The organism is Serinicoccus sp. CUA-874, assembly GCF_001942225.1.
Classification (GTDB): Bacteria; Actinomycetota; Actinomycetes; order Actinomycetales; family Dermatophilaceae; genus Ornithinicoccus; species Ornithinicoccus marinus.
The window spans coordinates 87,960-101,977 of sequence record NZ_MKJZ01000002.1 but is presented as its reverse complement, the minus strand read 5'-3'; the positions used below and the strand labels follow the sequence as shown (position 1 = coordinate 101,977).

General features: G+C 73.5%; 12 protein-coding genes. 8 read left to right on the top strand and 4 right to left on the bottom strand.

The window, feature by feature from the left end; genetic code table 11:
- Nucleotides 1-157: 157 nt before the first annotated feature.
- On the bottom strand, nt 158-1,540 hold the full coding sequence (locus BJF80_RS01030) for an AI-2E family transporter (protein WP_237767371.1): 1,383 nt from the start codon (nt 1,538-1,540) through the stop codon (nt 158-160).
- Between the two features lie 265 nt (nt 1,541-1,805).
- Here BJF80_RS01030 and BJF80_RS01025 point away from each other — a divergent pair, with 265 nt between their 5' ends.
- Both BJF80_RS01025 and BJF80_RS01020 read left to right on the top strand, forming a co-directional pair.
- Nucleotides 1,806-3,323: an amidohydrolase gene (locus BJF80_RS01025; protein ID WP_075810877.1), complete on the top strand. Its 1,518-nt coding sequence runs from the start codon at nt 1,806-1,808 to the stop codon at nt 3,321-3,323.
- Between the two features lie 77 nt (nt 3,324-3,400).
- Nucleotides 3,401-4,633, top strand: coding sequence for an acetyl-CoA C-acetyltransferase (locus BJF80_RS01020; RefSeq protein WP_414899267.1), 1,233 nt, complete (start codon nt 3,401-3,403; stop codon nt 4,631-4,633).
- A 52-nt stretch (nt 4,634-4,685) separates the two neighbouring features.
- On the opposite strand, the gene BJF80_RS01015 is transcribed toward BJF80_RS01020, so the two are convergent.
- On the bottom strand, nt 4,686-4,964 hold the full coding sequence (locus BJF80_RS01015) for a hypothetical protein (RefSeq protein WP_075810876.1): 279 nt from the start codon (nt 4,962-4,964) through the stop codon (nt 4,686-4,688).
- On the opposite strand from BJF80_RS01015, the gene BJF80_RS21395 reads away from it, so the two are divergent.
- The 6 genes from BJF80_RS21395 (at nt 4,859) to BJF80_RS19520 (ending at nt 9,310) form a co-directional block, all read left to right on the top strand.
- Nucleotides 4,859-5,221, top strand: a complete 363-nt coding sequence (locus BJF80_RS21395) for a GNAT family N-acetyltransferase (protein WP_414899266.1) — start codon at nt 4,859-4,861, stop codon at nt 5,219-5,221. The two genes, BJF80_RS01015 and BJF80_RS21395, sit on opposite strands and share 106 nt — an antisense overlap.
- Nucleotides 5,222-5,368: 147 nt before the next feature.
- Complete coding sequence (gene pip, locus BJF80_RS01010; protein ID WP_075810875.1) at nt 5,369-6,343, top strand: prolyl aminopeptidase; 975 nt, start codon at nt 5,369-5,371, stop codon at nt 6,341-6,343.
- A 14-nt stretch (nt 6,344-6,357) separates the two neighbouring features.
- Nucleotides 6,358-7,128 (top strand): DUF1353 domain-containing protein, encoded by a 771-nt coding sequence (locus BJF80_RS19150; RefSeq protein ID WP_075810874.1) that lies wholly within the window; start codon nt 6,358-6,360, stop codon nt 7,126-7,128.
- 37 nt (nt 7,129-7,165) lie between these two features.
- Nucleotides 7,166-8,254: a hypothetical protein gene (locus BJF80_RS01000; protein ID WP_075810873.1), complete on the top strand. Its 1,089-nt coding sequence runs from the start codon at nt 7,166-7,168 to the stop codon at nt 8,252-8,254.
- 52 nt (nt 8,255-8,306) lie between these two features.
- A complete protein-coding gene (locus tag BJF80_RS19525; protein ID WP_237767370.1) occupies nt 8,307-8,810 on the top strand; it encodes a thioredoxin domain-containing protein in 504 nt (167 codons plus the stop codon).
- Nucleotides 8,762-9,310 carry a co-chaperone YbbN gene (locus BJF80_RS19520; RefSeq protein WP_237767369.1) on the top strand — a complete coding sequence of 183 codons (549 nt, stop codon included), beginning with the start codon at nt 8,762-8,764 and terminating at the stop codon, nt 9,308-9,310. The genes BJF80_RS19525 and BJF80_RS19520 overlap by 49 nt, the downstream gene beginning before the upstream one ends.
- Here the strand turns inward: BJF80_RS19520 and pgm are convergent.
- Nucleotides 9,304-10,989 (bottom strand): phosphoglucomutase (alpha-D-glucose-1,6-bisphosphate-dependent), encoded by a 1,686-nt coding sequence (gene pgm / locus BJF80_RS00990; RefSeq protein ID WP_075810872.1) that lies wholly within the window; start codon nt 10,987-10,989, stop codon nt 9,304-9,306. The two genes, BJF80_RS19520 and pgm, sit on opposite strands and share 7 nt — an antisense overlap.
- A 13-nt stretch (nt 10,990-11,002) precedes the next feature.
- Nucleotides 11,003-13,870, bottom strand: a complete 2,868-nt coding sequence (gene glgB, locus BJF80_RS00985) for a 1,4-alpha-glucan branching protein GlgB (RefSeq protein WP_143553924.1) — start codon at nt 13,868-13,870, stop codon at nt 11,003-11,005.
- Between the last annotated feature and the right edge of the window lie 148 nt (nt 13,871-14,018).

The following is a 14,018-nucleotide window of genomic DNA, read 5'->3' as shown; positions in this document are numbered from 1 at the left end:
TCCCGCTGCCGATCAGCCTCACCCTGCATACACCCAGAGTCTCAACCCAGCGCCCGGCCAACCCCCGGCGACGCGCGGATTGTTCAGCGCCCTCCTAGGGCCAACTCCTCACCGAGCGCCGCGAAGGGTTGCCCTCGGTCGGGCTGGAGGCGATGGGTCAGAGGTGCTCCTGGCGCGGGATCAGGACCTCTTCGTAGACGAGCAGCAGGCCGGCGGCGACCGGGATGGCGATGAGCGCGCCGAGCACCCCGAGCAGGGTGCCGCCGGCGAGCACCGCGACGACCGTGACCGCACCGGGCACCGACACCGTGCGCTTCATGATGCGCGGGACGATCCAGTAGTTCTCGAGCTGCTGGTAGATGACGTAGTAGACGAGCACGACGAGCGCCAGCGTCGGGGACGCGGTGAGCGCCGAGAGCGCCACGATGACCGCGCCGAGGGTGGCGCCGATGAGCGGGATGAGGCCGAGCAGACCGACCGAGACGGCCAGGATCGCGGCGTAGGGGATGCCCAGAACCTGCATCATCAGCCACGAGCAGACCGCGTTGATGGTCGCGACGGTGGCCTGGCCGAGGGCATACCCCCCGACGCGGCGCATGATCTCCTCCGCCAGCCGCACGACGCCGGGGCGGCGGCTGGCAGGCACGAGGCGGTATGCCCCGTCCTTGACCGCGGGCAGCGTCGCCAGGAGGTAGAGCGTGAGGATCGCCGAGGTGAGGACACCCACCAGGCTGCCGGCGACCCAGCCGGCGGCGCCGAGGACGCCACCGAAGAGCGTGGTCCACGTGCCGCGCTCGGTGAGCAGCCGGTCCAGCTCGGTGGTGGCGCGCTCGCTCACCGCGTAGCGCGCGTCGAGCTCGACCAGCCAGGGTGAGCCGGCCAGCTCCTCGACCACCTGCGGTGCGCGTTCGACCAGGGTGACGGCCTGGGCCACCACGCCGGGGAGCAGCGTCACCGCGCTCACCGCGACCACGGTGACGAAACCCATGAAGACGACGAAGACGCTGCTCGGGCGGCTCACGCCGCGCCGGGTCAGCCCCTCGACCAGTGGGTTCAGCGCCAGCGTGAGAAAGACCGCGACGAGCAGGTAGGTGAGGACCGAGGAGAGCCGGGTGAGGTTCTGCACGAGCAGCCAGGCCAGCAGCACCCCGAGCGCCCCGGTGAAGCCGATGGAGAAGGGGGAGGCCCAGAGCATGGGCTGCCGCGAGCGCCCCGCGGTCTCCTCGCCACGCCGGCCCGCTGGCCCGACGGAGGGCTCGCGCCCTGCCGGACCGCTCGCCGGGGCCGTGTCGGGGGCCGTGGCCGCAGGAGCACCGGCATGGATCTGCGCCCACAGCTCGGACTGGAGCCGGTTGCTCTCGTCGAGCAGCTCGCGCTGGCGCACCCGGAAGGCCTGCCAGCGCTGGACGGCGCGGACGCCGGCGCGGGGCGCCGCGGCCGGGTTGACCGCCCGGGCCGCCCGGCGCAACCGGGCAGCCCGTCCCTCGGGGGTGGTCTCGTCGGACTCGGTCGTCCCGTCCGGAGGCGCCTCCGTGCCCACCCCGCGAGGGCGGATGGGCTCGTCCTGCCCGCGCCGACGCGTCCTGCGCTCGCGCGTCGGGTGCGGGCGACGTGGTGCGTGCTGGGTCGTCACGAGGCGTGGGCGCGGGCGGGGACCTGGGCAGCGACCAGGGGGAGGGCCCAGTCGTCGGCCGAGGCGTGGACCGGCCTGCGGGCGTGACGAACGGGGCTCATGTGACCACCGTAGGGTGCCTGTCCGCCAGCCTCCCGCAGCCGGCCCGGTATGTCGCACTAGCATCCCCGCCATGAGCGATCTGCTGCTGCGCGACGTCCGGGTGGTCGCGATCGACGACGACGCCGCGGCCCCGACCGAGCCGGTGGACGTCCTCGTCCGCGACGGCGTGATCGCCGAGGTGGGTCCCGGCATCACCAGAGCCCAGGAGGTGCCGGTCCTGGACGGCGGGGGTCGCCACGTCGTGCCCGGGCTGTGGGACACGCACGTGCACATGGTGCAGTGGGCGCTGGGCCAGACCCGTCTCGACACCGCGGGCACGGCGAGCCCGTCAGAGGTGCTGGCGCGCGTCGTGGACCGCTTGACCTGGGGTTTCGACAGCCCCACCGGCGTGCTCGTCGGCTGGGGTCACCGGACCGGCAGGTGGCTGGAGCAGCCCACGGTCGCCGCGCTGGACGCCGTCACCGGCGAGGTCCCGGTGGCGCTCATCAGCGGCGACGGGCACCACGGCTGGCTCAACACCCCCGCGCTGCGGCTGCTCGGCGGCCCGCCGGTGGACGGGGTCGTCGCCGAGTCCGAATGGTTCCCGCTCTACGACCGGCTGCAGCGGCTGCAGGGGGCGCACGAGGAGTCGGAGTATGCCGTCACCCGCGCGATCCAGGCCGCCCACACCCTCGGGGTGGTCGGGATCGTCGACCTGGAGTTCGGTCGCCCGTGGGAGCAGTGGCGCGAGCGCACCGCCGAGGGCATGCCGCCCCTGCGCGCCCGCACCGGGGTCTACCCCGAGGGCCTGGAGGACGCCATCGCCGCCGGGCTGCGCACCGGCGCCCCCATCCGGGCCACCGACGGCCTGGTCACCATGGGCCCGCTCAAGATCATCACCGACGGCTCGCTCAACACCCGCACCGCCTGGTGCTGCGACCCGTATGCCGACGGCCACCTCCTGCGCGACCCCGCCGGGGCGGCGAACTACCCGGTGGAGGAGCTCACCGAGCTGCTGCACCGCGCGAAGGGGGCCGGTCTGGAGGCGGCGCTGCACGCCATCGGGGACGCCGCGGTGGGTGCTGTGCTCGACGCCTTCGCGGCCAGCGGCGCCGTGGGCTCGGTGGAGCACGCCCAGCTCGTGGACCCGGCCGACGTGCGCCGGTGGGCCGCCCTGCCGCAGCGGGTCGTGGCCAGCGTGCAACCGGCGCACCTGCTCGACGACCGCTCGGTCACCGAGCAGTGCTGGCCGGACCGCACCGACCGCACCTTCACCCTGCGCAGCTTCCTCGACGCCGGGATCGAGCTGACGCTGGGCTCGGACGCACCGGTGTCACCGCTCGACCCCTGGCAGGCGATGGCGGCCGCGGTGCACCGCGGGCCGGAGGACGGCGAGAGCTGGCACCCCGAGCAGGAGATCACGCCTCGGGAGGCGCTCGCGGCCTCCGTCGACGGACAGCGCGTCCGCGTGGGTGACCGGGGCGACCTGGTGCTGCTGGAGCAGGACCCGCTCCTGGCCTCCGGGACCAGCGCCGAGCGCGCGCGGCGGTTCCGCTACACCCTCGTGAGCGCGACCGTGCTCGACGGCCAGCTGGTGCACGGAGGCTGACCCGGGGTAAGCCGCGCAGCGCGGCTACAGTGGCGAGCCAGGCATACCTGTCACGCACCGCCGGAGGAGGCGCCCCCATGTCCGAGACCGCCATGTCCGAGACCAGCACGCCCGACACCACGACCGTCCTCGTCGCCGGGGCGCGCACCCCGATGGGGCGGCTGCTCGGGTCGCTCTCCGGCCTGTCCGGTGCCGAGCTCGGCGGGCACGCGATCGCCGGGGCGCTGCAGCGGGCCGGCATCGCCGGCGACCAGGTCGACTACGTGATCATGGGCCAGGTCCTGACCGCCGGCGCGGGCCAGATCCCGGCCCGTCAGGCGGCGGTGGCGGGCGGCATCCCGATGGACGTCCCCGCCCTGACGATCAACAAGGTCTGCCTGTCCGGCATCGACGCGATCGCGCTCGCCGACCAGCTGGTCCGGGCCGGTGAGGTCGAGGTCGTCGTCGCCGGCGGGCAGGAGTCGATGAGCGCGGCGCCCCACCTGCTGGAGAAGTCGCGCTCGGGCTTCAAGTACGGCGACGTGACGATGCGCGACCACATGGCCCACGACGGCCTGTGGGACGCCTTCACCGACCAGGCGATGGGCGGGCTCACTGAGGCCGCCAACAGCGCCGACGAGCAGGGCCGCTTCACCCGCGAGGAGCAGGACGCCTTCTCCGCGCGCAGCCACCAGCGGGCGGCCGCGGCCCAGGAGAAGGGGCTCTTCGACGACGAGGTGGTGCCGGTCGAGATCCCGCAGCGCAAGGGTGACCCGGTCACGGTGAGCACCGACGAGGGCATCCGGGCGGACACCACCACCGAGTCGCTGGGTCGGCTTCGGCCGGCCTTCGCCCAGGACGGCACGATCACCGCCGGCTCGGCCTCGCAGATCTCCGACGGCGCCTGCGCGGTCGTGGTGATGAGCAAGGCGAAGGCGACCGAGCTCGGTCTGGACTGGATCGCCGAGATCGGGGCGCACGGCATGGTGGCCGGGCCGGACTCGACGCTGCAGAGCCAGCCGGCGCGCGCCATCGCCGCCGCCTGCGCCAAGCAGGGCATCGAGCCGGCCGATCTGGACCTGGTGGAGATCAACGAGGCCTTCGCCGCGGTCGGCCTGGCCTCGACCGCCGAGCTCGGCCTCGACGAGGAGCGGGTCAACGTCAACGGCGGGGCGATCGCGCTGGGCCACCCGATCGGGATGTCCGGTGCCCGCATCCTGCTGCACCTCGCGCTGGAGCTGCAGCGGCGCGGCGGCGGCACCGGTGCGGCGGCGCTCTGCGGCGGCGGCGGACAGGGTGACGCGCTCATCGTCACCGTGCCGCAGCGGTGAGCGACCCGGCCGACGACGACGGGCGCGTCCCGCAGGAGCAGGGCCGCGCCGATCAGGAGGCCAGGAGGGCCGACGCGCGGTCCGGCTCCTGGGAGATCCGCGAGCCGCGGCGGGGTGACCCGGAGTCGTTCGCGCGCTGCACGCCCGGGTCTGGCGGGAGACCTACCGCGGCCTCATGTCCGACGAGGTGGTCGACGCCCTCGACCCCGAGCAGTTCCGGCCGCTGTGGGAGCAGGTCGCCACGGCATACGCAGAGGATCGGGTCGCCGACGACGGGCGCGGCTTCCTCGTGGCCCTCGTCGGGGGCGAGCCGGCGGGCTTCTGCATGCACGGGCCGTCGCGGGACGACAACCCGCCCGTCCCGCACCAGGTCTGGTCGCTCAACGTCGCCCCCGAGCACCAGGCACCGGCCTGGCGCAGGAGCTGCTCCGCCGCGCCCTCGGCGAGCAGGCGGCATACCTCTGGGTGGCGCAGGGCAACCACCGGGCCGTCCGCTTCTACGAGCAGCAGGGCTTCGCCCTCGACGGTGCGCAGAACCTCGACGGCCACGAGGGCGTCGTCGAGCTGCGCATGGTGCGCCCTTCCTGAGCAGAAAAGCGCACCCCACCCTGGCCTGAGCAGAGAAGCCTGCCCTCCCCGGGGCCTGAGCAGAGAAAGGTGCCCGAGGCAGGCGCTGCAACCCCTGCGTCGGGCCTGCTTCTCTGCTCAGGCGGACGCGAGCGCTACGGTCGGAGGGTGAACGAGCGACGCACCTTCTACCCCGAGATCGAGCCCTACCGGACCGAGATGCTGGACGTCGGCGACGGGCACGAGGTCTACGTCGAGGAGTCCGGCAACCCCCAGGGCAAGCCGGTGATCTTCGTCCACGGCGGACCCGGCAGCGGCACCAGCCCGAAGCAGCGCCGGGTCTTCGACCCCGCGCGCTACCGCATCGTGCTCTTCGACCAGCGGATGGCGGGCCGGTCCACGCCGCACGCCTCGACCACGGTCGACCCGGCGCTGTGGGCGACCAACACCACCGCCCACCTCGTCGCCGACATGGAGCGCATCCGGGAGCACCTGGGGGTCGACCGGTGGCAGGTCTTCGGCGGGTCCTGGGGCTCGTGCCTGTCGCTGGCGTATGCCCAGGCGCACCCGGACCGGGTCACCGAGCTGGTGCTGCGGGGCATCTTCACGCTGCGCCCGGCCGAGCTGTCGTGGATGTACGAGCGGGGCCACCTCGAGCACGTCTACCCCGACCACTGGGCCGAGTTCGTCGCCCCGGTGGCCCCGGAGCGCCGGCACGAGATGCAGCTGGCCTACCACGAGCTGCTCTTCGACCCGGATCCCGCGGTGCACGTCCCCGCGGGTCAGGCGTGGAGCGGCTGGGAGTCCCGGGTCATCTCGGTCCTGCCGGACGAGGAGGGCTACCGCAAGGCGACGGAGCCGGCGCAGGCGGTGGCCTTCGCCCGGATCGAGAACCACTACTTCGTGCACGGCGGCTTCCTGCGCGAGGGGGCGCTGCTGGACCAGGCGCACACGCTGCGGCACATCCCGACGGTCATCGTCCAGGGCCGGCTCGACATGTGCACGCCCGCCCGCACCGCCTTCGACCTCGCCGCCCGGCTCCCGGACGCCGAGCTCGAGGTGGTATCTGACGCGGGGCACGCCTTCTCTGAGCCGGGCAACCTCGACGCGCTCATCCGCGCGACGGACAGGTTCGCGACCTAGAGGAGGCAGCGGCGATGGGTGAGTTCTTCGACGTGGCGACCGGCGGCCCGCTCCGGCTCGAGCTGCGCAGCGTGGACGGGCGCGACTTCACCCTGCTGCGGTCGATCGGCTACACCACGCAGGAGTATGCCGACGCCTTCGTCGTCCCCGACGGCTTCGTCACCGACTTCGCCTCGGTCCCGCACCTGTTCACCTGGTTGGTGCCCAAGAGCGGTGACTTCCTGCCGGCGGCGGTGCTGCACGACGCGCTCGTACGCCCCGGGAGCCACCAGGGCCCGCAGGTCGAGCGGCACGAGGCGGACCGGGTCTTCCGCGCGGCGATGGTCGCGCTGGGGACCGGGCGGGTGCGGGCCTGGCTGATGTGGGCGGCGGTGACCATCGGCACCCTGTGGGCGAGCCGCGACCTGGCCAAGCGGGTCCAGCTGATCGGCCTGGTCGGCCTCGTGGCGCTGCTCGGCACCGCGGCGACGCTCGACTTCCTCGACGTCGTCGAGGTGGTGCCCTGGATGGGGCAGCGTCCCTGGGCGGCGGAGCTGGCGATGGGTGCGCTCTTCGCCGTCCTCGTCCCCACCGTGCTGGCCGTGTCCTGGGGGCGCTACTGGTTGGCCGGCGTCATCGTCGGCGTCGCGCTCGCGCTGCTGCTGCACGTCACCGCGGCGCTGCTCGGCATCTACGGTTTCTACCTCGTGCTGGAGCGGCTGGTGAGCGGCCCCGCGGACGGCGACGGGGTGCGCGTGCGGGACCGGCAGGAGGCCGACGCGGAGACCTCCCTGGGAGATCGCTGATTTCCCCCGGCGTGACCGCGATGTTTACCATATCGTTATGAAGTTCTCCAGGATCATCGCCGCCGCCACGCTGAGCTCGGCCCTCGTCCTTGCCGCGTGCTCCGGCGACGACACGGCCGGCGAGCCGACCGAGTCCGCCGACCAGGGCGCGACCGCCGCCCCCACCGACGACGCCACGACCGCCACCGACGACGCCGCCGAGAGCACCACCGTCGAGATGACCACGGAGGCGCAGGCGGGCGCGGTCTCGCTGGAGGACGCCGAGGAGGCCGCCACCGAGGTGCTCACCCAGCGGGTCCGCGCCGACCAGGGCGACGGCGAGGACGTCGAGGAGGCCCAGGAGGCCTCGATGGCCGGCACCGCGCTGCGGGCGCACCGCGCCGCCGACCGGCTGGAGGGCGTCGAGGGCGAGCCCGCCGAGGTCGACCTCGAGGAGAACCCGGTCGAGCCCAACGTGTTGGCCATCAGCCGGGACGACGAGGAGACCCCCGCCTACCTGCTCGTGCAGACCGTGCCCGAGGAGGGTGCGCCGCGCCTGCACCTGATGACCAGCGACAGCGGCGAGACCGAGGACTTCCGGATCACCTGGGAGGCCTCGATGCTCCCGGGCACGCAGGTCCCGACCTTCGACGGTCGCGCCTCGGGCAGCCCGGTGCTGCGCGAGGGCCAGGGCGAGCTGACGATGTCGCCGCGCGACCTGCTCAAGTCGGTCGGTGCCTACACCGAGTGGCCGCAGCCGGAGGAGACCCCCGACTACCGCACCCACGGGTATGCCCCGGCCGTCCGCGACGCGGCGCAGACCCAGGCCGCCGAGCTCGATGGCCAGGCGGAGCTGCGGGAGAAGAACTGGCTCGTCTCGGACGACGTCACCACCCTGCTCTTCGAGGACGGCACCGGCTTCGTCATGGGTTCGCTGCTGCGCGACACCCAGTTCGTCGTCAACCCCGGCACCGAGCTGACCACGTCCGACGCCTTCCGCGCCTTCCAGGACACCGAGGTGCTGACCTCGCAGGCCACGTTGCGCACGTCGGTCTTCATCGCGATGCGCGCACCCTCGGAGGACGTCGAGTTCAAGCCCGAGATGATCGCCGCGACCGAGCAGCTGGTGGACGCCTCCGGCGAGTGAGCGTCCCCCGGCCGTGTCGGGTCGGGCCTCGCGCACGGCATACCCTGGGAGCATGACCGAGCAGCCCTTCTCCACCGCCGCCCTGCGCGGAGCCGTCGACCTGTCCCAGCTCTCCCCGCGCCCGGGCGCACCTTCGGGCGGCGCGGCCCCGCAGGCCGCCTCCGACGGCAGCGGGGGCGGGGTGCCGGGCCGCAGCGGCGCGCTGGTCCAGGTGACCGACGAGACCTTCGAGTCCGTCGTCAACGCCAGCCTCACGACGCCCGTGGTGCTGGTCCTGTGGAGCCCGCAGCTGCCCGAGTCGCTGACGCACCTGCGGGAGCTGGCCGAGCGCGCCCGCACGTCCGGGGGCCGCTTCCAGGTCGCCGGTGTCGACGTCGCGGGGAGCCCCGGCATCCTGCAGGCGCTGACCCCCGTGCTGCAGCAGGTCTTCGGGCAGGTCTCCTCCCTGCCGGTCGTCATGGGCCTGCTCAGCGGCCAGCCGATGCCGTTCTACCTCGCGTGCAGCCGATGGAGCAGGTCGACCAGCTCCTCGAGAAGTTCCTCGAGGCCGCGGTGACCAACGCCGTGACGGGCCGGGTCGAGGTCGGCGACGACGAGGGTGTGCCGGGGGAGCAGCCGGACGAGGGCGAGCAGACCCCCGAGCTGCCGCCGCTGCACCAGGAGGCCTATGACGCCATCGACTGCGGCGACTGGGCCGGTGCGATCGCGGCCTACGAGAAGGCTCTCGAGCAGGACCCGGCCGACGAGCTGGCCCGTCTCGGGCTGGGGCAGGTGCGCCTGCTCGAGCGCACCTCCACCATGGACCTCACCGCGGTCCGGCAGGCCGCGGCGGAGCGACCCGACGACGTCCAGGCGCAGATCGACGCCGCCGACGTGGACCTCGTCGGCGGGCACGTCGAGGACGGCTTCGGCCGCCTCGTCGAGGCAGTGCGCCGCAGCAGCGGCGAGGACCGCGACCGTGCCCGCAACCACCTGCTCGGTCTCTTCGACGTCATCGGCAGCCAGGACGAGCGGGTCGGCAAGGCCCGCCGGGCGCTGATGAGCGCGCTCTACTGAGCCAGCGCCGCGTCCACGACCTGCTGCGCCTCCGCCTGCACCTGCGCCAGGTGCTCGGCCCCGCGGAAGCTCTCGGCGTAGATCTTGTAGACGTCCTCGGTCCCTGAGGGGCGGGCCGCGAACCAGGCGTTCTCGGTGGTCACCTTGACCCCGCCGATCGCGGCCCCGTTGCCGGGGGCCTCGGTCAGCACGGCGGTGATCGGCTCGCCGGCCAGCTCGGTGGCGCTGATGTCGTCGGCGGAGAGCTTCTTCAGCCGGTCCTTCTGCTCCCGGCCCGCGGGGGCGTCGATCCGCGCGTAGGCCGGCGTCTGCCCGCCGCCCACCTCGGTGACGAGCTCGGCATACCGTTGCGAGGGGGAGCGGCCGGTGCGGGCGATGATCTCCGAGGCGAGCAGCGCCAGGATGATGCCGTCCTTGTCGGTGGACCACACCGAGCCGTCGCGGCAGAGGAAGGAGGCGCCGGCCGACTCCTCGCCGCCGAAGGCGATGGAGCCGTCCATGAGCCCGGGGACGAACCACTTGAACCCGACCGGGACCTCGGTGAGCTCGCGTCCCCGCGCCTGCGCGACCCGGTCGATCATCGAGGAGCTGACCAGCGTCTTGCCGATCGCGGTGCCCTGCGGCCAGTCCGGCCGGGCGCCGCCGTAGAGGTAGTCGATGGCGACCGCGAGGTAGTGGTTGGGGTTGAGCAGGCCGCCGTCGGGGGTGACGACCCCGTGCCGGTCGGCGTCGGCGTCGTTGCCGGTGGCGACGTCGTAGCTGCCACCGCCCTCGCCGGACATGATGTCGATGAGCGAGGCCATCGCGTCGGGGGAGGAGCAGTCCATCCGGATTCTGCCGTCCCAGTCCAGGGTCATGAACGACCAGGTGGGGTCGACGTCCGGGTTGACCACGGTGAGGTCGAGCCCGTGCGCGTCGGCGATCGCCTGCCAGTAGGCCACGGCCGCCCCGCCGAGCGGGTCGGCGCCGATGCGCACGCCCGCCTCCCGGATGGCCTCCACGTCGACGACCCGGGGCAGGGCGCGGACGTACTCACCCATGAAGTCGTAGACCTGCACCGCGGCCAGGGCCTCCTCGGCGGGAACCCGCCGGACCTCGGCCAGCCCGCCGCGGAGCAGGTCGTTGGCGCGGTCGGCGATCCAGCCGGTGGCGTCGGTGTCGGCCGGCCCCCCGTGCGGCGGGTTGTACTTGAAGCCGCCGTCCCGGGGCGGGTTGTGGGAGGGCGTGACGACGATGCCGTCGGCCTCGGGTCGCGGCGTCTCGCCCTCCGACCCGGCCTCCAGGTTGTGCGCGATGATCGCCCGCGAGACCGCCGGGGTGGGGGTGAACTCGTCCTCGGAGCCCTCGGTCCACACGTCCACGCCGTTCGCGACGAGCACCTCGAGCGCGCTGCGCCAGGCGGGGACCGACAGCGCGTGGGTGTCCTTGCCGAGGAAGAGCGGGCCCTCGGTGCCCTGCTCCGCGCGGTAGTCGCAGATCGCCTGGGTGGTCGCCAGGATGTGCTGCTCGTTGAACGTGCCGTCCAGCGCGCTGCCCCGGTGCCCCGAGGTCCCGAAGGCGACCTGCTGGTCGATGTCGTCGGGGTCGGGGACGATCTCGGTGTATGCCCGCAGCAGGGCCGCCACGTCGATCAGGTCCTGCGCGGTCGCCCTGGTGCCGGCGCGGTCGTGTCGTGCCATGGCGCTCTCCCTCTCAGTCGTTCCCGGTGTCTGCTCCTGGCGCAGGCGCGCCGTCCTCCCGGCGCCGCACGCCGAAGCGTGAGAAGTCGGTCTGGTCCGCCCCCGTGTCGCCCTCGCCGTCGTCCAGCGTCGCGACCGTGGTGCGCTCCTCGTGGTCGATCGGCTGGCCACCCTCGGTGACGAAGGGGTGGTCCGCGGGCAGCTCGTCGTGCGCCAGCTCCTCGGTCGAGCCGTCACCCAGCTCGCCGGTGCCGGCGTCGTCGTCGGTCCGGCTCGCGCCGTCCGCGTGGGACGAGCCGTTGTCGAGTCCGTCCGTGTCGACACCGTTCTCGTCGACCGGGTCCGCGGCGTCGGTCGCCGTGGCCGGTCGCCCGTCGCTCCCGGTCGCCTCGGCCTCGTCCGAGGCCTCCGCCTCGTCGCCCGCACCTGCTGCCACGCGCTGCTGCTCGTCCCGCTCCGCTTGCTCCTCCTCGGTCAGCGGGTCGGGCACCAGCCAGACGGCGCCCAGCGGCGGCACGGTGACCAGCGCGGAGAAGGGCTGGCCCTGGTGGCCGTGGTCGACCGCCTCGACCGCGCCCAGGTTGCCCTGGCCGGAGCCGCCGTAGACCTCGGCGTCGGTGTTGAGGACCTCGCGCCACCGGCCGCCGTAGGGCAGCCCGACGTGCACCTGGTGGTGCGGGATCCCGCTGAAGTTGACGACGACCGCGACGACCGACCGCAGCCCGTCCTCGCCCTCGTTGCCCCAGCGCAGGTAGGAGTACTGGTTGCGGCCGGCGTCGTTGGCGTCCAGCCAGCTGAAGCCGTGCTCGTGGTGGTCGATCTGCCACAGCGCCGGCAGCTCGGCATACAGCCGGTTGAGGTCGCGGACCAGCGCCTGGACCCCCGCGTGCTCGGGCTGCTCGGTGAGCTCCCAGCTCAGCGAGCCACCGTCGGCCCACTCCCGGGCCTGGGCGAACTCCGAGCCCATGAACAGCAGCTGCTTGCCCGGGTGGCTCCACTGGTAGGCGAGGAAGGCCCGGGTGGTGGCGAACTTCTGCCACACGTCACCGGACATCTTGCGGACCAGCGACCCCTTGCCGTGCACGACCTCGTCGTGGCTGATCGGCAGGATGTACTTCTCGCCGAAGGCGTAGACGAGCGAGAAGGTCAGCGCGTGGTGCTGGTGCGCCCGGGTGAAGGGGGAGGCCCCGAGGTAGCCGAGCGTGTCGTGCATCCAGCCCATGTTCCACTTGAAGCCGAAGCCGAGCCCGCCCTCGTCGGTCGGGGCGGTCACGCCGGGCCAGGAGGTGCTCTCCTCGGCGATCATCACCACCCCGGGGGAGCGCCGGTATGCCGTCGCGTTGGCCTCCTGCAGCAGCGCCACGGCCTCGAGGTTCTCCCGGCCGCCGTGCCGGTTCGGGAGCCACTGGCCCTCGTCTCGGGAGTAGTCCAGGTAGAGCATCGAGGCGACGCCGTCGACCCGGAGGCCGTCGGCGTGGAACTCCTCCAGCCAGTAGGTCGCGTTGGCGACGAGGAAGTTGCGCACCTCGGGCCGGCCGAAGTCGAAGATGTAGGAGCCCCACTCCGGGTGCCAGCCCTTGCGCGGGTCCGGGTGCTCGTAGATCGGGGTGCCGTCGAAGCGCGCCAGCGCCCACGGGTCGGTGGCGAAGTGCCCCGGGACCCAGTCGAGGATGACCCCGACCCCGGCCTGGTGCAGCCGGTCGACGAGGTAGCGCAGCCCGTCCTCGTGGCCGAACCGGCTGTCCGCGGCGTAGTAGCCGGTGACGTGGTAGCCCCACGAGCCGCCGTAGGGGTGCTGCATGACGGGCATGAGCTCGACGTGGGTGAAGCCCATCTCGGCGACGTAGGGCACCAGCTGGTCGGCGATCTCGGTGTAGCCCAGGCCCTGCCGCCAGCTGCCGAGGTGCACCTCGTAGACGCTCATCGGGCCGTGGTGGATGTCACCCGCGGCGCGGGCCGCCATCCACTCGCCGTCGCCCCAGCGGTGGGTGCTCACCGTGACGACCGAGTTGGTGAAGGGCGGGACCTCGCTGGCCCGCGCCATCGGGTCGGCCTTGGCGCGGCGCACGCCGTCCGGGCCGGTGATGTCGTACTTGTAGTGCGCACCCTCGCGCACCCCGGGCACGAAGAGCTCCCAGACGCCGACGTCGTCGTGCGCGCGCAGCGCGTGGGTGGCGCCGTTCCAGCCGTTGAAGTCGCCGACGACGTGCACCGCCTCGGCGTGCGGCGCCCACACGGCGAAGCGGGTGCCGGTGACCTCGCCGAGCTCGTCGCGCACCGTCATGACGTGCGAGCCCAGGGCCCGCCACAGCTCCTCGTGGCGACCCTCGCCGATGAGGTGCAGGTCGGTCTGCCCGAGGCTGGGCCCGTGCCGGTATGCCTCGTCGACGACGTGCGCGCCGGTGTCCGTGGACACCTTGAGCCGGTAGGCGGGGACGCTCTCGCGGTCCAGGACAGCGACCCAGATGCCCCCGGTCTCGTGGGTCATGGGCACCGTCGCGCCGCCCGGGAGCAGCACCTCGACGCCGGTGGCCTCCGGCTGGAGCGTCCGGACGGTCACGTGCCCCTCGAAGGCGTGCGCGCCCAGCAGCGCCTGCGGGGTGCGGTGCAGCCCGTCCACCACGTCGGCCGCCTCGTCCAGGTCCAGCGGACGCGTGTGCGGCGCCGCCGGGCCGGCAGGCTCGTCCAGCGGCCGGCGGTCACCCGGCCGGGAGGTGACGACCCGCTCGGACCCGCTCGCCTCGTCCCAGGCCGCGGCACGCAGCACCTCCGGGTCCCCCTGGGGCTCGCCGGACCAGCCGCTGGCCGAGCGGCCGGGGCGCGGGGCGAGCTCGACCTCCTCGCCGGTGCGTCGCCCGGGGGGCAGCGCGCCGACCTGCATGTCCTCGGGCGGCGGCACCGGGGCGTGCGGGTAACCGCCGCTCGCGCCCCGGCCGGAGGCCGACACCGGGGCGGAGCCGCTGGCCGCGCGCCGGTCACCGGTCGGCGGGTGGGAGAGCGGACCGTCGTGCCGCTCGACCTCGATGAGC

Bases quoted from the DNA above. Each gene is read 5' to 3' on its own strand.
- BJF80_RS19525 (WP_237767370.1), top strand. From the start codon at position 8,307: ATGACCGAGCAGCCCTTCTCCACCGCCGCCCTGCGCGGAGCCGTCGAC.
- pgm (WP_075810872.1), bottom strand. From the start codon at position 10,989: ATGGCACGACACGACCGCGCCGGCACCAGGGCGACCGCGCAGGACCTG.
- BJF80_RS19150 (WP_075810874.1), top strand. From the start codon at position 6,358: ATGGGTGAGTTCTTCGACGTGGCGACCGGCGGCCCGCTCCGGCTCGAG.
- glgB (WP_143553924.1), bottom strand. From the start codon at position 13,870: ATGCAGGTCGGCGCGCTGCCCCCCGGGCGACGCACCGGCGAGGAGGTC.
- BJF80_RS01020 (WP_414899267.1), top strand. From the start codon at position 3,401: ATGTCCGAGACCGCCATGTCCGAGACCAGCACGCCCGACACCACGACC.
- BJF80_RS01000 (WP_075810873.1), top strand. From the start codon at position 7,166: ATGAAGTTCTCCAGGATCATCGCCGCCGCCACGCTGAGCTCGGCCCTC.
- BJF80_RS01025 (WP_075810877.1), top strand. From the start codon at position 1,806: ATGAGCGATCTGCTGCTGCGCGACGTCCGGGTGGTCGCGATCGACGAC.
- BJF80_RS19520 (WP_237767369.1), top strand. From the start codon at position 8,762: ATGGAGCAGGTCGACCAGCTCCTCGAGAAGTTCCTCGAGGCCGCGGTG.